Here is a 20,699-nt window from a genome sequence, read left to right on the forward strand (position 1 = left end):
GCCGGATCAGTAAGGTCGGAAAGCGTGAGAATCGTTCCGGTCCCCTACGACCACCCCGACGCGGCCAAGCTCATGGCCGCGGTGCAGCAGGTCTACGTCGAGCGCTACGGCGACGAGGACGTGACCCCGATGAGCCCGGCGGACTTCGACCCCCCACAGGGGGTTTTCCTCGTCGGTTACCAGGGCGAAGAAGCGGTCGCCTGCGGAGCGTGGCGCGCCCACGACGGCCCGGCGCCCGACTTCCGGGACGGCGACGCCGAGTTCAAGCGGATGTACGTCGCCGATTCCGCCCGGGGCCGCGGGTTCGCGCGGATGATCCTGTCCGAGCTGGAGCGCACGGCGGCGCTGTGCGGCCGCAAGCGCGCGGTCCTGGAAACCGGCACCAAGCAGCCGGAAGCCATCGCGCTCTACACGTCGTCGGGGTACGCCGAGATCCCGAACTTCGGCGTGTACAAGGACGAGCCCGAAAGCCGCTGCTTCGGCAAGGACCTCACCTCGGCGTGAGCTTCAGCAGGGCCGCCGCGTGCGGCCGCAGGGTCGAGGAAACGGAGCCGACGGCAGTCCCCGTTTCCTGGTGGGCCCACAGATCGCGGACGCGCCACGAGCCCGGGATCGACGCGGAGACGGTCGCGGTGGTGCCGCCGGTGTTGAGCAGCACCACCGCGAACCCGCCGCCGGTAAGCGGTTTCCCCCACACCTGGTAGCCGGGGCCGGCGTCGAGCTGGCGGCCCTGGCCGCCCGCGAAGTCCTGGTCCACGGCGATCGCCTCCGGGTTGCCGAGCGTCTCGAGGTCGGCGTCGCCCAGCTTCGCCGGGTCGGTGCCGGCGAACAACGGCGCGTTCAGCACGGCCCAGACGCTGAAGTGCGCGCGGGCCTCGTCCGCGGTCAGCGTGCCGTTGCCGACCTGCAGCATGTCCGGGTCGTTCCAGCCGCCCGGCCCGCCGCTGTGGACCGCGACGGTGGCCTGCTGGTCGATCGTCGCGAGCACCGAGTCCCAGGTCGCGGTGAGGTCGTAGGTGGTCCGCCACAGGTTCGCCACCGGCCGCGCCCAGGTCCACGGGCTCGAGACGCCGTATTCGGAGATCGCGTAGACGATCGGGCGGGGCAGCGCGGCGAGCTCGTCGCGCATCTTCTCGAACGCGTTCTTGCGGTCGAGGCCGTCGACGGTGTCGGCGTTGCACCAGTCGTACTTGAGGTAGTCGACGCCCCAGCGGCCGAACGTCTCGGCGTCCTGGCGTTCGTGGCCGAGCGAGCCGATGCCGGACGCGGGGTAGGCGTCGTTGGCCATCGCGCACGTCCGGCTGCCGGGCACCGCGTAGATGCCGAACAGCAGGCCGCGCGAGTGCACGTAGTCGGCGAGGTCGGCGATGCCGTGCGGGAACCGCGTCGGATCCGCCTGGAGCGACCCGTCGGCGGCGCGTGCGGGCGCTTGCCAGCAGTCGTCGACGACGACGTACTTGTAACCCGCGTCACGCAGGCCGGTGTCGGCGAGCGCGTCGGCCGCCTGCTTGACGACGTCTTCGGTGAGGCCGTAGCAGCGGACCTGGTTCCAGCTGTTCCAGCCCATCGGAGGCGTCCCGGCCAGGCCGTTCGCCAGCGCGGGCGTGGCGACGGGCAGGCTGAGCAGCCACGTCAGCACGACGAGGAGGAGCACGAGCGGGCTGGTTTTCGGTGTCGCGGCGATGCCGTGATCCAATCGCAGGACACGTGAAACCGCGGTCACCCGGAGGCGGCATGCCGATCTACGCACTCGGTTCCCTCGAGCCGACGATCCACCCCGACGCCTACGTCCACCCGGACGCGACGGTGATCGGCGACGTCCGGATCGGCGCGTTCGCGTCGGTGTGGCCGCAGACCGTGCTGCGCGGCGACCACGGCTACATCGAGATCGGCGAGCGCTCCAACGTCCAGGACGGCTGCGTCCTGCACTGCACCGAGCGGCACCCGACGATCCTCGGGCCGTCGTCGGCGATCGGCCACGCGGTGCACGTCGAGGGCGCGCGGATCGGCACCGGGTGCCTGATCGCGTCCGGCTCGGTGGTGCTGAACGGTTCCGTCATCGAAGACGGCGGCATGGTCGGCGCGGGCGCGGTGCTGTCGTACGGCAGCCACGTCAAGACCGGCGAGATCGCCCTCGGCGTGCCTGCGAAGGTGCGGGAGAACAAGTCGTTCGGGCCGGAGAGCATCGCGATGGTGGTGGATTCCTACGTCGAACGCGGGAAGCGGTTCCGGACCGAGCTGAGGCGGCTCGACCCGCTCGGGTGACGTCGGCCACGCCCGGTAGGCTTGCGCGCCGTGACCGCACGACCGCTGCAGGACATCGTCGAGGCAGGCTGGGCGCAAGCCCTCGAACCGGTGGCGCCGCAGGTCGCCGCGATGGGGGAGTTCCTCCGCGCGGAGATCGCCGCGGGCCGGACCTACCTGCCGGCGGGTGAGCACGTGCTGCGCGCGTTCAAGCAGCCGTTCCACGACGTGCGCGTGCTGATCGTCGGGCAGGACCCGTACCCGACGCCCGGGCACGCGGTGGGCTTGAGCTTCTCGGTGGCGCCGGACGTCCGGCCGATCCCGAAGAGCCTGGTCAACATCTACAAGGAGTACGCCGACGACCTCGGCCACCCGCTGCCGTCCAACGGTGACCTGACGCCGTGGGCCGACCAGGGCGTGCTGCTGCTCAACCGGTCGCTGACCGTGCAGCCCGGGAAGTCGAACTCCCACCAGGGCAAGGGCTGGGAAGCGGTCACCGAGCAGGCGATCAAGGCCCTCGCGGCCCGGTCGGAACCGATGGTGGCGATCCTGTGGGGCCGCAACGCGCGGAACCTGCGGCCGATGCTGGGCGAGGTGCCGTGCATCGAGTCGGCGCACCCGAGCCCGCTCTCGGCGCACAACGGCTTCTTCGGGTCCCGGCCGTTCAGCCGGGCCAACCAGCTGCTGGAGCAGCAGGGCGCGGCGCCCGTCGACTGGAAACTTCCCTGAGGATCGGTGTCCGGACCGGCGGGACGGCTCCGACCACGGGGTGGACCTTGGGAGGAAGCATGAACGTCACTTCGGCCGACGGCACGGCCATCTTCTTCGAGCGGCGCGGATCGGGCGCGCCGGTGATCCTCGTCGGCGGCGCGTTCAACGACCGGACGACGGTCGCGGGCCTGGCCGAGGTGCTGGCCGAGGACTTCACGACGATCGCCTACGACCGGCGCGGGCGCGGGGACTCCGGCGACGCGGCCGAGTACGCGATCGAGCGGGAGATCGAGGACCTCGCGGCGCTGATCGCCGACGTGGGCGGGACGGCGTCGGTGTTCGGGCACTCGTCGGGCGCGATCCTGGCGCTGGAAGCCGCGGCGGCGGGCGTCGGTATCGACAAGCTGGTGGCGTACGAACCGCCGTACGCGACTTCGGAGCACCCGCGCGGCGACGTCCTGGACGAGGTGCGCGGGCAGCTCGCGGCGGGCGACCGCGACGCCGCGGTGGCGACGTTCCTGCAGGTCGCGGGCACTCCGGCGGAGATGGTCGAGGGGATGAAGCAGGCGCCGGTGTGGGGCTGGTTCACGGCGCTGGCGCACACGCTCCCGTACGACCTGACGATCTGCGGCCCGGGTGCGCGGGTCCGGTCGGAGAACCTCGCGAAGATTTCGATCCCGACCCTGGTGATCGGCGGCGGCGCGAGCCCGGAGGAGCTGCAGGCGGGCGCCCAGGCGGCGGCCGCGGCGGTGCCGGGGGCGAAGTACGAGACCTTGGCGGGGCAGGATCACGGGGTCTTGCAGTTCCCGGAGACGCTCAAGGACCTGCTGGTCGGCTTCCTGAAGTAGGTGGCCGCGTGTAGTGAATGACTCATTCATGTCGCCAGGCGACATGAATGAGTCATTCACGTCGTCTGGTGCCGGGCATGAAAATGGCGGGTGCTCCGAGGAGCACCCGCCATCCCAAACTTCTCCGGAATCAGCCCCGGACGACCTTGCCCGCCTTGATGCACGAGGTGCACACGTTCAGGCGCTTGCGCTGGGACACACCCACCTTGGCGTGGACGGTCTGGATGTTCGGGTTCCACCGGCGGTTGGTACGGCGGTGGGAGTGCGAGACCGACTTGCCGAAGCCGGGTCCCTTGCCACAGACGTCGCACACGGCAGCCACGTCGAACTCCTTTGGATCTGGGTCATAGAAATGAGCCCAGATGCACTGGGCAACTCGACCATAGTAACTACTGCGGTCGAGGCCCCGAGCACCGGGTCGATACGCTGCCCGGGACCGGGTAGGAGGTTACGGGGTGCGGGTGCTGGACGCGGCGGCGGTGTCGGCCTGGGCTGCGGGTTGTGTGCACAGCCTGGCGAGCCTGCGGCCGGCCATCGACGAGATCAACGTCTACCCCGTCGCGGATTCCGACACCGGCTCCAACATGCTCTTCACGATGACCGGCGCGGCCGCCGAACTGGCCGGAGCGACCCCGCGAGACGCCGCCGACGCGCTGAAGATCCTCGCCCGGGGCGCGGTCGCCGCGGCCAAGGGCAACTCCGGCGTCATCCTCTCCCAGGTCGTGCGCGGGCTCGCGGACCGCGCCGAGGGCGAGCTGGACGGCGCCTGGCTGGCCACGGCGCTGGGCCACGCCGACCAGGTCGCCACCGGTGCCGTGAGCCGCCCGGTCGCCGGGACGATCCTGACCGTCCTGCACGCCGTGGCGACGGCCGTGCGCGGGGACACCGGGTCCCTGACCGAGGTCGCCCGCGAGGCCGCGAAGGAAGCCGCGCACGCCCTCGAGAAGACACCCCTGCAGCTGCCCGCCCTGGCCAAGGCCGGGGTGGTCGACGCCGGCGCGCGCGGGCTCGTCGCGGTGCTCGACGCCCTGGTCGGCGTGCTCACCGGCACCGCGTTCGAGCGCGAACACGCGCTGGAAGTGCCCACCGCGGCGGAGCAGGCCTACGCCTGGGAGGTCATGTACCTCCTCGACGGCGTCGACGAGCAGAGCCTGCCGACGCTGCGCAAGGAGCTAAGCGGCCTCGGCGACAGCGTCACGGTCGCCGGCGACGGCTCCGGCAGCCACGCCGTGCACGTCCACTGCGCCGACATCGGCGCCGCCATCGAAGCCGGCCTCGCGCTCGGCCGTCCGCGCCGGATCCGCGTCGAACCCCTGCTCACGCCGACGCCGATCGAGCCGGGCGGCGGGATCGACCGCACGGTCGTCGCCGTCGTGCACGGCGGCGCGCTGGCCGAGCTGCTGCGGGCCGAAAGCATCCCGGTGCTGGCCGTCCCCGAGGGGCGGTCGCCGAGCGTCGAAGACGTGATCAGCCTGCTCAACGAAGCCGCCGGACGGCACGTCACGGTGCTGCCGGGCAGCGTCGCCCTCACCGCGGCGGTCGACACCGCGGCCGGGCACGCGATGGCCGCCGACCGGGACGTCGTGGTCATCCCGTGCGTCTCGCCGGTGCAGGTGCTGGCCGCCCTCGCCGTGCACGACGCCGGGCGCCGCACCAACGACGACGTCGTCGCGATGGCCGAAGCGGCCGCCGCGACCAGGCGTGGCGAACTGCGGATCGCGCAGGAGGAGTCGCTAACCTGGGTGGGCCGGGCCCAGTCCGGCGACGTCGTCGGCCTGGTCGACGACGAGGTGGTGCACATCGAGCCCGCGCCGGCGTCGGAGACGAACCTGGTCGCGGCCGCGATGAAGGTGCTCAACCGGATGCTGGCGCTCGGCGGGGAGCTGGTGACGGTGCTGAGCGGGGCCGACGCCCCGCCCGGAGTCGCCGAGGAGCTCGCGGAGCAGCTGCGGGTGGAGCACCCCGAGGTGGAGCTGACCAGCTACGCCAGCGGCCAGGCGGACGCCGTGCTGCTGATGGGAGTCGAATAGCCGATGGCCGGACTGCGCGACAAGCTGCCGCTGCTGCTGGGCGCCAAGACGGCGAAGGCGCTCGCCACGTCGCTGGGCATCGAGACGGTCAGCGACCTGCTCCGCCACTACCCGCGCCGCTACGCCGAGCGCGGCGAGCTCACCGACATCGCCGGCCTCGAGCTGGGCGAGCACGCGACCGTGCTGGCGCGCGTCGAGAAGGTGAGCAAGCGGCGGATGAAGTCCCGCAACGGGACCATCCTCGACATGGTGATCACCGACGGGAAGCGCAGGCTCACCTGCGCCTTCTTCAACCAGGCCTGGCGGGAGAAGGACCTCGTCCCCGGCAAGACCGGCCTGTTCGCCGGCAAGGTGTCCGCCTTCCGCGACACCCTGCAGCTGACCAACCCCGAGTACGAGCTGTTCGAGGCCGACCGCGAAGCCGAGGCGATGGACGACTTCCTCGCCGCGATCATCCCGGTCTACCCGGCGGCGCAGGGCATGCCGACGTGGTCGATCGCCAAGTGCGTCCGGCAGGTCCTCGACGTCCTGGAGGTCGACGAGGACCCGATGCCGGCCGAGCTGCGGCGGCTGCACAAGCTGTCCGACCTCGACACCGCGCTGCACGGCATCCACCGCCCGGCCAACTGGGCGCACCTGGAGGCGTCGAAGAAGCGGCTGAAGTGGGACGAGGCCATGGCCGTCCAGCTGATCTTCGCGCAGCGGCGGCACTCGGCCATCTCGCGGCCGGCGAAGGCGAACCCGCACGTCAGCGGCGGGCTCATGGACGCCTTCGACAAGCGGCTGCCGTTCGACCTGACCGCGGGCCAGCGGGGGATCGGCGACGAGATCGCCGCGGACCTGGCGTCCGAGCACCCGATGAACCGGCTGCTGCAGGGCGAGGTCGGCTCGGGCAAGACCATCGTCGCGCTGCGGGCGATGCTGCAGGTCGTCGACAACGGGCGGCAGGCCGCGATGCTCGCGCCGACCGAGGTCCTCGCCGCCCAGCACGCGCGGTCGCTGCGGGAGATGCTCGGCGACCTCGGCCAGGCGGGCGAGCTGGGCGCGGCGGAGAACGCCACGAAGGTCACGCTGCTGACCGGGTCGATGGGCGCGAAGGAACGCAAGAAGTCGCTGCTGGAGATCGTCAGCGGCGAGGCGGGCATCGTCGTCGGCACGCACGCGCTGATCCAGGACCACGTCGAGTTCGCCGACCTCGGCCTCGCGGTCGTCGACGAGCAGCACCGCTTCGGCGTCGAGCAGCGGGACGCGCTGCGCACCCGCGGCGCCGGCGACACGAGCCCGCACGTCCTCGTCATGACCGCGACGCCGATCCCGCGCACGGTCGCGATGACCGTGTACGGCGACCTCGAGGTGTCCGCGCTGCGCGAGATGCCGGTCGGGCGGTCGCCGATCTCCACCACGGTCGTGCCGGTCGCCGAGAAACCCGCGTGGTTCGACCGGATCTGGCAGCGCGTGCGCGAGGAGGTCGGCAAGGGGCACCAGGGGTACGTCGTGTGCCCGCGGATCGGCGACGAGCCGCCGTCGGACAAGAGCGACAAGCGCCCGCCGCTCGCGGTCCTCGACGTCGCGCCCGACCTGGAGCACGGCGCGTTGCAGGGCCTGAAGATCGGCGTGCTGCACGGCCGGATGCCGCCCGACGACAAGGACGCCGTGATGCGCGCGTTCTCCGCGGGCCGGCTGGATGTCCTCGTGGCTACGACGGTGATCGAGGTCGGCGTCAACGTCCCGAACGCGACCGCGATGGTGATCATGGACGCCGACCGGTTCGGCGTCAGCCAGCTGCACCAGCTGCGCGGCCGCGTCGGCCGGGGCAGCGTGCCGGGGCTGTGCCTGCTGGTCACCGAGGCCCTCGACGGCACCGCGACGCGCGAGCGGCTGGCGGCGGTCGAGTCGACCACCGACGGCTTCGAGCTGTCGCGCCTCGACCTCGAACTGCGGCGTGAGGGCGACATCCTCGGCGCCGCGCAGTCCGGCAAGCGGTCCGGGCTGAAGCTGCTTTCGCTGCTGCGCGACGAAGACGTGATCGCGGCTTCGCGGGCCAGTGCGCAGGAGATCGTCGAGAAGGACCCGGACCTGAAGAAGTACCGCGGCCTGGCGCAGATGGTCGCCGACGTCGTCGACGTCGAGCGTGCGGAGTACCTGGAGAAGACGTGATCCGCGACGCCACGGTGGCCGACGCGCCGGCGATCGGCGAGGTCCACGTGCGGTCGTGGCAAGCGGCGTACGCGGGGCTCATGCCCGAGGGCTTCCTCGCCGGCCTCTCGGCCGAGTCGCGCGCGGCGTCGTGGGCGCGGCGCATCGACGGGAACATCGGCCGGGTGCTCGTCGCCGAGGAGGACGGGGTCGTCGCGGGGTTCGCCGCGTTCGGTGAAGCGCAGCTCTACGCGTTGTACCTGCTGCCGGAGTACTGGGGGCGCGGCCTCGGCCGGGCGCTGCACGACCGGGTCGTCGCCGAGCTGTCCGGCGACAGCGCCGTCCTGTGGGTGCTTTCGACGAACGAGCGGGCGAAGGCGTTCTACGTCCGGCAGGGCTGGGCCGACGACGGCGTCTCCCAGACCGAGACGATCGACGACGGCCGCGTCACGCTGGAGGAGCGGCGGTTCCGGCGCCCGTTGCCGTGAACACGCCGGCTTTCGCGGCGGCCGCGGCGGCTTTCGCGGCGACTCCGGCGTCCTCTTTGCCGACGCCTTCGCGGGAGACGAACAGGCGGTAGAAGATCGGCCCGCACGCGACCCGCACGACCTCGACCGCGTCGGTGCCCGCCGGGACCTCGCCGCGTTCGACGGCCCGGTCGACCACGACCGCCGAACGGGCGTGGCGGTCGACGTAGAACTCGCGCAGGGCGTCCGCGGCGCGGCCCGACAGGAACGCCGCCGAGATCGACGCCGTCGGCAGCTCGCGCTCGCCGGGCGAGGTGAAGTAGTGCACCAGCTCCAGGTTGATCCCGCGCAGGTCGCCCTCCAGCGAGCCGGTGTCCGGGGCGGTCCACTCCTGCTCGGTGCCCAGCAGCAGGGCGGCGGCGACCAGGCCTTCGGCGGACTCCCAGCGGCGGTACAGCGTCGTCTTGTGGACGCCGGAGCGCTCGGCGACCGCCTCGACGGTCAGCTCCGCGTACCCGCGTTCGCCGAGCAGCTCGAGGGTGGCGTTCAGCGCGGCGAGGCGGGTCCGCTCGGTGCGGCCGCCCGGGCGTTTGGTCCCGGAAATCTCGGTTGCCAACTGCTACTCCTGTTGCGTTAGTGTGCCCAGTATGCCAGGAACCGTCGCCGTCACCGAGATCGCCGAGCTGATCGGCGCCGCCGAAGTCGTCGCCATCGGCGAGAACAACCATCACATCCGCGAGTTCGGCGTGCTGCGCGACCGGCTCCTGCGTCACCTCGTCACCGAGTGCGGGTTCACGGTCCTCGGGTTCGAGGGTGGATACCCGGAAGGGCACCTGGTCGACACCTGGCTGTCCGGCGGTCCGGGTGAGGTGGCCGACATCGCGCGGGACGGCTTCACCTTCGGTCTGGGCGACTCGGCCGAGGTGCACTCGATGCTGACCTGGCTGCGCGGTCGCGACGTCCGGTTCTTCGGGCTCGACGTGCCGAGTTCGGCGGGCTCGCCGGTGCCCGCGCTGCGGGCGGTCCGTGACGTCCTGTCGCGGGTGGACCCCGCCAATGTGTCCCTTGTGGACACCGCGCTGGCGGCCTGCGAGCCGTACGCGGCGGTGAGCAGTGCGGTCGCGCCCGGGCGTTATGCGGCCATGAGCGTGGAAGCGCGGGACGCGGCCACCACGGCGTTGACCGTCCTCAAAGGACACGTCGAGTCGCTGGCGCCCGAAGCCGCGCACGACGCGGAGGGCGCGCTGCGCGTCGACCTGTACCTGCGGGAGCTGGCCGCGCTGATGGCCGGGCAGGCGCCGGAGCCGCAGAGTTCGTCGCGGGACACGTACATGGCGGCCACCGTCCGGTTGCTGCGTCGGCGGTTCCCCGGCGAGAAGATCGTGCTGATGCTCCACAACGGACACCTCCAGCGCGTGCCGTTCTCGCCGATGCCGGGCATGACGGCGCCGTCGGCGGGCACGCACCTGGCCGCGGAACTGGGGGATCGCTATTTCGCGCTCGCGGTGACCGCGGTTTCGGGGACGACGACCGGGCTCGTTCCCGACGACGCTTTCCCGCTCGGGTTCCGGATGTTCGAGCAGGCCCTGGACGCGCCCGCCGAAGGCAGCGTCGAGGCGGCGCTGGCGGCCGAGGCGCCGTGCGTGGTCGCGCGTCCGGCGGCGTCGGGCATCCGGCACGCGCACATGACGGTGGCGGTCGATGTCGCATCGGCGTTCGACGCGGTGGTCTGCCTGAAAGGGCAGGAAACGATTTTCCGGGCCTGAACCGGACAGGTGTGCCCGTTCGGCTGATTGCCGTAGTGGGTTCGTGGGCGTTTCCTACCGGTATGGCCGGGCGGAGGCGGGCGTTGATCGTCGCCAACGGCGAGTACGACAACGCGGGGCTGCAGCGGCTGGGCTCGCCCGCGGCGGACGCCGACGCCCTCGCCGGGGTGCTGGCCGACCGGGCGATCAGCGACTTCGACGTGCGGGTGGTCCGCAACGAGACCGCGCACGTGGTCCAGGCGGAGATCGAGGACCTCTGCGCGGAGGGCCGTCCCGACGACGTCCTGCTGCTGCACTTTTCCTGCCACGGCTTGAAGGACGACGCGGGCGGCCTGTACTTCGCGGCGCGCAACACGCGGCCGGACCGGTTGCGGTCGACGGCCGTGCCCGCCCAGTTCGTCCAGCAGTGCATCCGGCAGACCCGCTCGCGCAGCGTGGTGCTGCTGCTGGACTGCTGCTACGGCGGGGCGTTCGGGCAGGGCGTGGCGGTCCGGGCGTCGGGCGACGCGAACGTCCTGGACAGCTTCCGCGGCGGCCGCGGGCGGGCGGTGATCACGGCGTCGAACTCGATCGAGTACGCGTTCGAGGGGGCGACGCTGGCTTCGGACGAGCCGGCCCAGCCGTCGGTGTTCACGTCGGCGCTGGTGGAGGGCCTGCGGACGGGCGAGGCCGACCGCGACGAGGACGGCTGGATCGCGCTGGGCGAGCTGTACGAGTACTTGTTCGACCGCGTCCGCGAGCGCAACCCGAAGCAGACACCCAGCCGCGACATCGAGATGCAGGGCGAGCTGTACCTGGCGAAGAGCCGGCGCCGGCGCATCAAGCCGTCCCCGGTCCCGCCGGACCTGGCGGGGGCGATCGCGGCGGAGAACCCGTTCACACGGCTGGGTGCGGTGGCGGAGCTGCGCCGCCGGCTGGCGAGCGACAACCTGCCGGTGGCGGTGGGGGCGTTCGAGGCGCTCCGGTCGATGGCGGCCACGGACCTCGAGCACGTGGCAGCGGCGGCCGCGGACGCGTTGTCGTTCGCGGTGGTGCGGGTGGACACGGCTTCGGTGCGGTTGTCGGCCCCGGCGGGATCGTCGGCGTCGGCGTCGGTGCGGGTGTCGGGGCCACCGGTGGCGCGGGAGGTGCGGTTCGACCCGTCGCACGCGTGGATCCGGGCGGCCGAGGTGGCGGGTGGGGCAGAGCTGTCGGTGACGGCGGGCGAATCGGGAGTGCGGCGCGGAAAGGTGGTGGTGACGGGGCCGACGGGCGACGTGGTGGTCTCGGTGGAGATCGAGACAGAGCCGGCACCGGTGGTGACCGAGCCGGAGCCGGTTGCTGTCGCCGAACCCGAACCCGAACCTGTGCCGGCACCGGTGGTGCCCGAGCCCGAGCCCGCCGCCGCTTCCGAACCAGAACCCGAACCTCCGCCGGCCGCGGAAGCCGAGCCGGTGGTGGCCGCGGCACCCAAGCCCGAGCCGGTAGTGGCCGCGGAGCCCGAGGCCGCGGACCGCCCCGCCGGCCCGGCGAGCCCGGCGGGGCCGGAGGCCGGAGACCAGGCCGCCACGGCCGAACCGGCCGCGAGTGTCCGGCGGGTAGAGGACCCCGCGCCTGCGCCCGAGCCGGAGTCGCCGAAGCGCCCCAATGTGGCCTTCGGTGCGTCAGACGCACCGAAGGCCGCCTTGGGTGCGTCAGCCGCAACCAAGGCCACATTGGGGCGCTCTGTCGGACCCGCGGAGCCTGTGCCCGCCGTCGAAACCGGGGCGATCGAGGCCGCCGCCGGGCCGGCGGCCGGAACCCCCTCCGAGCCAACCGCCGCGGCCGAACCCGGCCCCGAGGCCGCGCCGGCCGGTCAGGCCGGGGCCGTCGATCCCGTCGGTGGCTTCGCCGGGATCCTCGCCATCGCCGGGACTGTCTTCGCCGTCGCCGGGCTGCCTCTCAACTACCGCTACGACAGCTACTCCCTGGCGCAGTACCGGCCCGGCATGGAGTACTCCGTCGGCCTCGTCGCCGCCTGCGCACTCCTCGCCGGGATCCTCAGCCTCGTCCCGCGGACCCGCGAGCGCGCCGGCCCCGCCCTGCTCCTCGGGGCCGGTCTCGCCGCTCTCTTCGGCTTGCTGCGCTTCCTCGGTGAAGCGCTCACCCTGTCCACCGGCTCGGACACCGAGCTGGACGCCGGCTTCACCTTCGCGCTGCTCGCGCACCTCGCCTGGACCGTCGCCGGCCTGTGCGCCCTCGCCGCCCTGCGTCGGAACGGCCTTCGCGCCCGCCGGATCAGCGGGTGGCCGGCGTGGACCGCCGTGGCGCTCGGCGCCGGAATCGCCGCCGGCTGGATCTTCCAGCTCGCCGAACTGGCCTCCTACGACTCGGACAACGCCGGCCGCGCCGGGGCCTACTTCCTGCTCGGTGCCCTGGTGGCCGTCGTCGTCCCCGTCGTCGCCGTGGTGCTGCACCCGGCCGTGCTCGCGACGGGGCTCGCCGGCCCGGTCGCGGTGCTGCCGCCGACCTTCGCCGCCCTGGCCGACTACTCCTCCCTCACCTACGCCGGACAGGTCGTCGCCGTGGTCGGGCTCGCGCTGCTGGCCGCCGATGTCGTCGTGCTGGCCCGGCGACATCAGCCGATCGAGCGACAGTCCTGAGTTGTCGCCCCCGCGTCGCCGGGGTACGACGACGATCATGAAGACGCTGACAGCGGTAGCCGCCGTGGCGGTCGTGCTCGCCGGGCAGGCGCCCGCCCTTGCCGATGGCGGGGTGCAGGCCGATCCGCCCAGCTGGGGCCTCGACCGGATCGACCAGCGCGCCGGGCTCGACCACGCCTACCACTACGCCACCGCGGCCGAAGGCGTCTCCATCTACGTCATCGACAGCGGTGTCGACCCGAAGCACCCCGACTTCCAAGGCCGCGTCGCCCCCGGGCGGGACTTCCTGAACGGCGGCTCCGACACCTCCGACACCAACGGCCACGGCACCCGCCTCGCCGGGATCGCCGCCGGCAAGGACTACGGCGTCGCGAAGGGCGCGCAGATCGTGCCCGTGCGCGTGCTCGACAAGGACGGCGGCGGCGCCACCGACCAGATCATCGCCGGCATCGACTGGGTCACGCAGAACGCCCAGCAGCCGGCCGTCGCCGTCCTCGGCATCGGCGGGGTCCCGAACGACCGGCTCGACGCCGCCGTCAAGCGCCTCGCGGCCGTCGTCCCGATCGCCGTCCCGGCGGGCAGCGAGACGGCGGACGCGAGCGGCTTCTCCCCGGGCCGGGTCGCCGAGGCCCTGACCGTCGGGGCCACCGACGCGCAGGACCAGCCGGACAAGGCGTCGAACTTCGGCCAGGACCTCGACCTCTACGCGCCGGGTGTCGACGTCCCCGGCCCGGTCGCGGGCGGCACCGGCGCCGGTCCGGAGTCCGGCACGTCGATGGCGGCGGCCTTCGCGGCCGGCGTCGCGGCGGTCTACCTCGCCCAGCACCCCGGGGCAACCCCTGCTCAGGTGGACGACGCCCTGGTGAAGGCCGCGACGGCGAACGTGCTGAAGGGCGTCCCGGACGGCACGGCCAACCGGCTGCTTTACGCGCCCCCGGGATCCTGACAAGCTGCCCAGACGCCCTTCCGGCCAACCTCCACCTGCGCATGACGTCCATCACCCGGGACTGAACTCCCGCAGAGCGGGAAGAACCGGGTAACGTGCGTTGACTTACCGATCCAAATGGGAAGGACCGGGCATGTTCCGCAAGGTGCTGGTGGCCAACCGCGGGGAGATCGCGATCCGGGCGTTCCGCGCCGGCTACGAACTGGGCGCGGGGACCGTCGCCGTGTTTCCGCACGAAGACCGCAACTCCCTGCACCGGCTGAAGGCCGACGAGGCGTACGAGATCGGCGAACCCGGTCACCCCGTGCGCGCGTACCTCTCGGTCGACGAGATCGTCGCCGCCGCGAAGAAGGCGGGGGCCGACGCCGTCTACCCCGGTTACGGCTTCCTCTCCGAGAACCCCGACCTCGCGCGCGCGTGCGAAGACGCGGGCATCACCTTCGTCGGGCCGAGCGCCGACATCCTCGAACTCACCGGTAACAAGGCCCGCGCGGTCAAGGCCGCGCGCGAGGCCGGCGTGCCGGTGCTCGGGTCGTCCGAGCCGTCCAGCGACGTCGACGCGCTGGTCGCCGCGGCCGAGGAGCTGGGCTTCCCGGTCTTCGTGAAGGCGGTCGCCGGCGGTGGTGGACGCGGTATGCGCCGCGTCGAGGACCCCGCCCAGCTGCGCGAGTCCATCGAGGCCGCCGCGCGCGAGGCCGAGTCCGCCTTCGGCGACCCGACCGTCTTCCTGGAGAAGGCCGTCGTCGAGCCGCGGCACATCGAGGTGCAGATCCTCGCCGACGGCGCGGGCAACATCATCCACCTCTACGAGCGCGACTGCTCGGTGCAGCGGCGCCACCAGAAGGTCGTCGAGCTGGCCCCCGCGCCGAACCTCGACCCCGAGCTGCGCGACCGGATCTGTGCGGACGCGGTCAAGTTCGCGAAGCAGATCGGCTACCGCAACGCCGGCACTGTCGAGTTCCTGCTCGACAAGCAGGGCAACCACGTCTTCATCGAGATGAACCCGCGCATCCAGGTCGAGCACACGGTCACCGAAGAGGTCACCGACGTCGACCTCGTGCAGTCGCAGCTGCGGATCGCCTCCGGCGAGACCCTCGACGACCTGGGGCTCTCCCAGGACAAGATCTACCTGCGCGGCGCCGCGCTGCAGTGCCGCATCACCACCGAAGACCCGGCCAACGGCTTCCGCCCGGACACCGGGATGATCTCCGCCTACCGCTCGCCGGGCGGCTCGGGCATCCGGCTCGACGGCGGCACCGCCTTCTCCGGCACCGAGATCAGCGCCCACTTCGACTCGCTGCTGGTGAAGCTCACCTGCCGCGGCCGGGACTTCAAGACCGCCGTCGGCCGCGCGCGCCGCGCCGTCGCCGAGTTCCGGATCCGCGGCGTCGCGACGAACATCCCGTTCCTGCAGGCGGTCCTCGACGACCCGGACTTCCGCGCCGGGCGCGTCACGACGTCGTTCATCGAGGAGCGCCCGCAGCTGCTCACCGCGCGGCAGTCCGCCGACCGCGGCACCCGGCTGCTGACCTACCTCGCCGACCAGACGGTCAACAAGCCGAACGGCGAGCGCCCGAAGACGCCGGACGCCACGCTCAAGCTGCCGAAGCTCCCGAAGGACGCCCAGCCGGCGCCGGGGTCGAAGCAGAAGCTCGTCGAGCTGGGCCCGGCCGGGTTCGCGCGCTGGCTGCGGGAGTCGCCGCACATCGGCGTCACCGACACGACGTTCCGCGACGCGCACCAGTCGCTGCTCGCCACCCGCGTCCGCACGAAGGACCTCCTCGCGGTGGCGCCGGTCGTCGCGAACACGTTGCCCGAACTGCTGTCGCTGGAGTGCTGGGGCGGCGCGACCTACGACGTCGCGCTGCGGTTCCTCGCCGAAGACCCGTGGGAGCGCCTGGCCGCGCTGCGCGAGGCCGTGCCGAACATCTGCCTGCAGATGCTGCTGCGCGGGCGCAACACCGTGGGGTACACGCCGTACCCGACCGAGGTGACCACCGCCTTCGTCGAAGAGGCCACGAAGACCGGCATCGACATCTTCCGGATCTTCGACGCGCTCAACGACGTCGAGCAGATGCGCCCGGCCATCGAAGCCGTGCGCGAGACCGGCTCCGCCGTCGCCGAGGTGGCGCTCTGCTACACCTCGGACCTGTCGGACCCGGGCGAGAAGCTCTACACGCTCGACTACTACCTCAAGCTGGCCGAGCAGATCGTCGGCGCCGGGGCGCACGTCCTGGCGATCAAGGACATGGCCGGGCTGTTGCGCGCGCCCGCGGCGACCAAGCTGGTCACCGCGCTGCGCAAGGAGTTCGACCTGCCGGTGCACATCCACACCCACGACACCGCGGGCGGCCAGCTGGCCACCTACCTCGCGGCGATCAACGCGGGCGCGGACGCCGTCGACGGCGCGGTGTCGTCGATGGCGGGCACGACGTCGCAGCCGTCGCTGTCGTCGATCGTGGCGGCCACCGACCACTCCGCGCGCACCACCGGGCTGGACCTGCGGGCGATCGGGGACCTGGAGCCGTACTGGGAGAGCGTGCGCAAGATCTACGCGCCGTTCGAGGCCGGGCTGGCGTCGCCGACCGGGCGCGTCTACGACCACGAGATCCCCGGCGGGCAGCTGTCGAACCTGCGCACGCAGGCCATCGCGCTGGGCCTGGGCGACCGGTTCGAGGACATCGAGGCGATGTACGCCGCCGCCGACAAGATCCTCGGCCACCTGGTGAAGGTGACGCCGTCGTCGAAGGTCGTCGGCGACCTCGCGCTGCACCTGGTCGGCGCGGGCGTCTCGCCGGCCGACTTCGAGGCGGAGCCCAACAAGTTCGACATCCCGGACTCGGTGATCGGCTTCCTGCGCGGCGAGCTGGGCGACCCGCCCGGCGGCTGGCCGGAGCCGTTCCGCACCAAGGCCCTGGAGGGCCGCGCGGCGGCGAAGCCGGTCGCCGAACTGTCCGAAGAGGACCGTACGGCGCTTTCGGAGCACCCGCGCCGGACGCTCAACCGGCTGCTGTTCCCGGCCCCCACCAAGGAGTTCGAGGCGCACCGGGAGGCGTACGGCGACACGTCCGTGCTGCCGAGCAAGGACTTCTTCTACGGCCTGCGGCCGGGGGAGGAGTACGCGGTCGACCTCGAGCCGGGCGTGCGGCTGCTCATCGAGCTGGAGGCGATCGGCGAGGCCGACGAGCGCGGCGTGCGCACGGTGATGTCGACGCTCAACGGCCAGCTGCGGCCGATTCAGATCCGCGACCGCTCGATCGCCTCGGACATCCCGGCGACCGAGAAGGCGGAGAAGGGCAACCCGAAGCAGGTCGCGGCGCCGTTCGCCGGTGTCGTCACGCTGCAGGTCGCCGAGGGCGACACGGTCGAGGCCGGCGCGACGGTCGCGACGATCGAGGCCATGAAGATGGAGGCGTCGATCACCGCGTCCGCCGGCGGCAAGGTGGGCAGGCTGGCGATCAACTCCGTCCAGCAGGTCGAGGGCGGCGATCTCCTGCTCGTCCTGGAATGACGCTGATCAACGCGGTCCCGCAGCGCCAGGGCGCCGTGGGACCGCGGGCGGCGGAGCTGCCGGACGGGTGCGTGGCGCTCGCGGAGCTGGCCGGGCACGTGCTCGGCCGGCCGGTGCACCACGTCCGGCAGACGCGCTCGGTGTCCGAAGTGGACCGCGGGATCGCTTCTCGGGCGGTGTTGACGGGGGCCAACCGCGCGGCCCAGCTGGCGGCTTTGGAGGCCCCGGGCGGCCCGGTCCTGACGATCGGCGGCGACTGCGGCGTCGAGCTGGTCCCGATCGGCGTGGCGCGGTTCCGCTACGGGCCGGGCCTGGGGGTCGCGTGGTTCGACGCGCACGCGGACCTGAACACGGCCTCGACGTCGCCGTCGGGAGCGTTCCACGGGATGGTGCTGCGGTCGCTGTTCGGGGAGGGGGACCCGGAGTTCGCCGCGGCCCCGGCTCTGGAGCCGGGCCGCGTGGCGCTGCTCGGGACGCGGGTGTTCGACCCGGACGAACGGGCCGCGGTCGAACGCGGATTGGCCGTCACCTCCCTGGATGCCTTGACCGGCGTCGAAAGGCTGTACGTGCACGTCGACCTGGACGTGCTGGACCCGGCGGAGTTCGCGGGGCTCAACTACCCGGAACCGGACGGCTGGACGATCGCGCGCCTGGTGTCCGAACTGGACGCCCTGGCGCGGTACGAGGTCGTCGGCGCGGGGATCACGGAGTGCGTGGGGACTGCGCGCGAAGTCGAGGTGCTGGAACCGGTCCTGGCCGCGGTGGGCCGGCTGCTCACGGCCACGCCGCGCGGAGGGCGTTGAGCGCCGTCTCGAGGTCGGCGCCGAGCTCCTGGGCTTGCGTCGCATAGGTCGCCGCGGCGGCGAGGAGCAGCTCCGCCGGGGCCGGGCGGCCCGCCGGGAGCGTCACGACCGTGCCGCGGGCGCGGGCCGTCGTCACCCAGCCCGCCGCCTCCAGTTCGCGGTACGCGCGGGCCACCGTTCCGGACGCCAGTCCCAGGTCCCGGGCCAGCTGGCGGATCGGCGGCAGCCGCGCGCCCTCCGCCAGCGCGCCCGTGGTGACCGCGTGGATCACCTGGTCGTGCACCTGCCGCCACGGCGCCAGCCCGTTCTCCGTGTCGACGACGATCTTCACGCGGGGGCCGGGAGCCGTTTCAGCGGGGCCGTCACGGCCAGGAACGCGGCCACGCCCGCGACCACCAGCAGCAGCGACACCAGGTTGCCGCCCGGCCAGCCGATCGCCGTCACCGCGCCGATGCCCAGGCCGATCGCCACCCGCGCGCTGCGGCAGCGCAGCGCCAGGTCGGCCCGCGCCGCGCCGGCCGCGGGGCGGCGGACCGCCAGCGCCGTGATCGCCGCGCAGAGCACCGTCGTGCCCGCCGCGAACGCGAGGAGCTTCCACTGGGCCGTCACGACGAGATGCGCGACCGACCCGGCGGCCGCCAGGGCGCCGAGCACGAGCATCCAGGCCGGGGTGATCACCGCCAGCGGACGCGGGGCGAGGTCGGCCTCCCGCCGCGCGCTCCGGGACGGCCGCTGGGCGAACAGCTCGGCGATCAGGCCGCCGAGCAGCAGGGTGGCGACGATCGAGCCCAGCCCGGCGTCGCCGAGCAGTGGCGGGAGCGCCAGGAACAGCCACGGGTACCAGAGCCGGCGCCGCTTGAGGTGGCGGACGGCGAGCGCCACTTCGGCGGCGTCCGGGTCGGGGACGCCCCAGCGCACGAGCAAGCGCTTTCCGTGCTTCTCGCCCGGCCAGAGCACGATCAGGATCGCCAGCCCGATCAGCCCGCTGAAGAGCGCGACCGCCAGTACGTTGTCCCACGGCATGCCGGACCTCCCTCGCTTGTATCAACCACATGATACAAGTAACCGCAGTGCGGGTCGCTCGTTGGGTGGTTCGTCCGTTCGTACGCAGGTGAGGGTGCAGTCGGCGGGGCACTTGTCAGCGTTGCGCAGGCGCGTTCGGTGAACTTGTCACGAAGCTGACAAGAAATCGGTTTCCCTTCATCCGGGTGACACATTCGGCGCTAGCTTTTCGATGTGTCCGTTGTCACCCCGCTTCAGGTGCGGGGGATCCGGCCACGCACACGTGAGCCGGGGGCGGCGGGGCGGAGCAAAGGAGCTGCGATGTCGGTGGAGCGCGGATTCGAACACGCTGCGCCACCAGCCGCACTGCCCCGCAAGCTCGCCGACATCCTGCGGCCCGAGCTGGCCAGCCTCGCGGCCGAGATCGTCGACGAGATCCGCGCGACCATCCCGGCGTACGCGCGTCCGCTCGACGGCCCCTACGGCAAGTCGATCCGCGCCGGCGTCGAATACGCGATCACGTTGTTCGTCGCGCAGATCGCCGACCCGACGGTGTCGAAGGAACAGTCCCACGAAGTCCACCACCGGCTGGGGCAGAACGAAATGCGCGAGGGCCGCAGCCTCGACACGCTGCAGTCGGCGTACCGCGTCGGCGCGCGCGTGTCGTGGCGGCGGATCATGCGCGTGGGGCGGCGAAGCGGGCTGTCGTCGGCGGTGATGTCCCAGCTGGCGGACGCGATGCTGGCGTTCATGGACGAACTCGCCTCCGTCGCGCTCGACGGCTACCTGGAAGCGAAGGCGCGCACGGCGGGCGCGCTCGACACGTGGCGCCGCAAGCTGCTGCACCTGATCCTGGAGACACCGCCGGCGTCCCCGAAGGCGATCGCCGAGCTGGCCCAGCTGATCGGCTGGCCGGTGCCGACGGACGCGACCCCGGTGGCGGTCTGCCCGGCCGACGGCGTCGCCCCGGCCCGCCGCCACGCGGGCCTCGACTCCGACATCCTCGCCGAGCTGGACACGCCGGACCCGAAGCTGGTGATCCCGGGCGAGCTGAGCGGCGCCCGCCTGGCGACGCTGCAGGTGGCCCTGCCGGACTGCCGGCTCTCGATCGGCCCGTGCGTCCCGTTGGCGTCGGTGGCGGATTCCCTGCGCTGGGCCCGGAACGCACTGCACCTGGCCGAGCGCGGCGTCCTGGCCCCACGCCCGGTGCTGCGGGCGGAGGAGCACCTGGCGACGTTGCTGGTCAACTCGGACACGGGCCTGGTCGGCACGTTGCGCCACCGCCTGTTCGCACCGCTGGCGGACATGACGGGCAAGCAGCAGGAGCGGTTGCTGGAGACGCTGCGGGCGTGGCTGGACAGCCAGGGCAACGTGGTGGAGATCGCGGAGCGCCTGGGGGTCCACCCCCAGACGGTCCGCTACCGCATGAGACAGCTGCAGGCCACGTTCGGCGACAGCCTCCGCGATCCCGCGGCGCGGTTCGAGATGGAGCTGGCGTTGCGCGCGGGCGCGGCACCGTTGCCGTTGCGCTACCCGGTGAGCGAGCTGCTCCCCTCGCCGCGCGCGGGCGGATCGCGTCCACAGTGGACGCCGCGGTAGCCGGTCACGGCGAAA

18 protein-coding genes are annotated in these 20,699 nt (G+C 72.5%); 13 read left to right on the forward strand and 5 right to left on the reverse strand.

The annotated features are described in order from the left end of the window. Positions 1-24: 24 nt before the first annotated feature. Entirely contained in the window at positions 25-504 is a 480-nt protein-coding gene (locus ACERZO_RS36400; protein WP_372670437.1) for a GNAT family N-acetyltransferase, read from the forward strand. Here ACERZO_RS36400 and ACERZO_RS36405 read toward each other — a convergent pair. Next, positions 491-1,654, reverse strand: coding sequence for a glycoside hydrolase family 27 protein (locus ACERZO_RS36405; RefSeq protein WP_372670438.1), 1,164 nt, complete (start codon positions 1,652-1,654; stop codon positions 491-493). The two genes, ACERZO_RS36400 and ACERZO_RS36405, sit on opposite strands and share 14 nt — an antisense overlap. Positions 1,655-1,734: 80 nt before the next feature. Between ACERZO_RS36405 and ACERZO_RS36410 the strand changes: the two genes are divergently transcribed. Genes ACERZO_RS36410 through ACERZO_RS36420 form a run of 3 tightly spaced genes read left to right on the forward strand, consistent with a single transcriptional unit; the run spans position 1,735 to position 3,803 of the window. After that, positions 1,735-2,265, forward strand: coding sequence for a gamma carbonic anhydrase family protein (locus ACERZO_RS36410; RefSeq protein WP_372670439.1), 531 nt, complete (start codon positions 1,735-1,737; stop codon positions 2,263-2,265). A 30-nt stretch (positions 2,266-2,295) separates the two neighbouring features. Next, a complete protein-coding gene (locus ACERZO_RS36415; RefSeq protein ID WP_372670440.1) occupies positions 2,296-2,973 on the forward strand; it encodes a uracil-DNA glycosylase in 678 nt (225 codons plus the stop codon). Between the two features lie 59 nt (positions 2,974-3,032). Further along, positions 3,033-3,803: an alpha/beta fold hydrolase gene (locus ACERZO_RS36420; protein ID WP_372670441.1), complete on the forward strand. Its 771-nt coding sequence runs from the start codon at positions 3,033-3,035 to the stop codon at positions 3,801-3,803. Positions 3,804-3,933: 130 nt separating this feature from the next. On the opposite strand, the gene rpmB is transcribed toward ACERZO_RS36420, so the two are convergent. Next, positions 3,934-4,125, reverse strand: coding sequence for a 50S ribosomal protein L28 (gene rpmB, locus ACERZO_RS36425; RefSeq protein ID WP_003091970.1), 192 nt, complete (start codon positions 4,123-4,125; stop codon positions 3,934-3,936). 133 nt (positions 4,126-4,258) lie between these two features. On the opposite strand from rpmB, the gene ACERZO_RS36430 reads away from it, so the two are divergent. Genes ACERZO_RS36430 through ACERZO_RS36440 form a run of 3 tightly spaced genes read left to right on the forward strand, consistent with a single transcriptional unit; the run spans position 4,259 to position 8,457 of the window. Next, positions 4,259-5,833 carry a DAK2 domain-containing protein gene (locus tag ACERZO_RS36430; RefSeq protein WP_372670442.1) on the forward strand — a complete coding sequence of 525 codons (1,575 nt, stop codon included), beginning with the start codon at positions 4,259-4,261 and terminating at the stop codon, positions 5,831-5,833. A gap of 3 nt (positions 5,834-5,836) precedes the next feature. Continuing rightward, positions 5,837-7,990: an ATP-dependent DNA helicase RecG gene (gene recG / locus ACERZO_RS36435; RefSeq protein ID WP_372670443.1), complete on the forward strand. Its 2,154-nt coding sequence runs from the start codon at positions 5,837-5,839 to the stop codon at positions 7,988-7,990. After that, the gene (locus tag ACERZO_RS36440; RefSeq protein ID WP_372670444.1) at positions 7,987-8,457 is read left to right on the forward strand and encodes a GNAT family N-acetyltransferase; all 471 of its coding nucleotides are present in this window, start codon (positions 7,987-7,989) and stop codon (positions 8,455-8,457) included. The genes recG and ACERZO_RS36440 overlap by 4 nt, the downstream gene beginning before the upstream one ends. Here the strand turns inward: ACERZO_RS36440 and ACERZO_RS36445 are convergent. Further along, positions 8,417-9,052, reverse strand: coding sequence for a TetR/AcrR family transcriptional regulator (locus ACERZO_RS36445; RefSeq protein ID WP_372670445.1), 636 nt, complete (start codon positions 9,050-9,052; stop codon positions 8,417-8,419). The two genes, ACERZO_RS36440 and ACERZO_RS36445, sit on opposite strands and share 41 nt — an antisense overlap. Before the next feature lie 31 nt (positions 9,053-9,083). On the opposite strand from ACERZO_RS36445, the gene ACERZO_RS36450 reads away from it, so the two are divergent. The 5 genes from ACERZO_RS36450 to ACERZO_RS36470 all read left to right on the forward strand — a co-directional run bounded on the left by ACERZO_RS36450 (position 9,084) and on the right by ACERZO_RS36470 (position 18,083). After that, positions 9,084-10,202 (forward strand): erythromycin esterase family protein, encoded by a 1,119-nt coding sequence (locus tag ACERZO_RS36450; protein ID WP_372670446.1) that lies wholly within the window; start codon positions 9,084-9,086, stop codon positions 10,200-10,202. A gap of 62 nt (positions 10,203-10,264) precedes the next feature. After that, positions 10,265-12,823 carry a caspase family protein gene (locus ACERZO_RS36455; protein ID WP_372670447.1) on the forward strand — a complete coding sequence of 853 codons (2,559 nt, stop codon included), beginning with the start codon at positions 10,265-10,267 and terminating at the stop codon, positions 12,821-12,823. Between the two features lie 37 nt (positions 12,824-12,860). Next, positions 12,861-13,769: a S8 family peptidase gene (locus ACERZO_RS36460; protein WP_372670448.1), complete on the forward strand. Its 909-nt coding sequence runs from the start codon at positions 12,861-12,863 to the stop codon at positions 13,767-13,769. Between the two features lie 133 nt (positions 13,770-13,902). After that, positions 13,903-17,280, forward strand: coding sequence for a pyruvate carboxylase (locus tag ACERZO_RS36465; RefSeq protein WP_372670449.1), 3,378 nt, complete (start codon positions 13,903-13,905; stop codon positions 17,278-17,280). Further along, positions 17,277-18,083 carry an arginase family protein gene (locus tag ACERZO_RS36470; protein ID WP_372670450.1) on the forward strand — a complete coding sequence of 269 codons (807 nt, stop codon included), beginning with the start codon at positions 17,277-17,279 and terminating at the stop codon, positions 18,081-18,083. Before ACERZO_RS36465 ends, ACERZO_RS36470 begins: the two co-directional genes overlap by 4 nt. Here the strand turns inward: ACERZO_RS36470 and ACERZO_RS36475 are convergent. After that, complete coding sequence (locus ACERZO_RS36475) at positions 18,055-18,414, reverse strand: GntR family transcriptional regulator (RefSeq protein ID WP_372670451.1); 360 nt, start codon at positions 18,412-18,414, stop codon at positions 18,055-18,057. The genes ACERZO_RS36470 and ACERZO_RS36475 overlap by 29 nt on opposite strands. Continuing rightward, on the reverse strand, positions 18,411-19,106 hold the full coding sequence (locus ACERZO_RS36480; RefSeq protein ID WP_372670452.1) for a hypothetical protein: 696 nt from the start codon (positions 19,104-19,106) through the stop codon (positions 18,411-18,413). The genes ACERZO_RS36475 and ACERZO_RS36480 overlap by 4 nt, the downstream gene beginning before the upstream one ends. Before the next feature lie 300 nt (positions 19,107-19,406). Here ACERZO_RS36480 and ACERZO_RS36485 point away from each other — a divergent pair, with 300 nt between their 5' ends. Next, a complete protein-coding gene (locus tag ACERZO_RS36485; RefSeq protein WP_372670453.1) occupies positions 19,407-20,684 on the forward strand; it encodes a PucR family transcriptional regulator in 1,278 nt (425 codons plus the stop codon). Positions 20,685-20,699: the final 15 nt, after the last annotated feature.

This window comes from Amycolatopsis kentuckyensis (genome assembly GCF_041679295.1).
Taxonomy (GTDB): domain Bacteria; phylum Actinomycetota; class Actinomycetes; order Mycobacteriales; family Pseudonocardiaceae; genus Amycolatopsis; species Amycolatopsis kentuckyensis_A.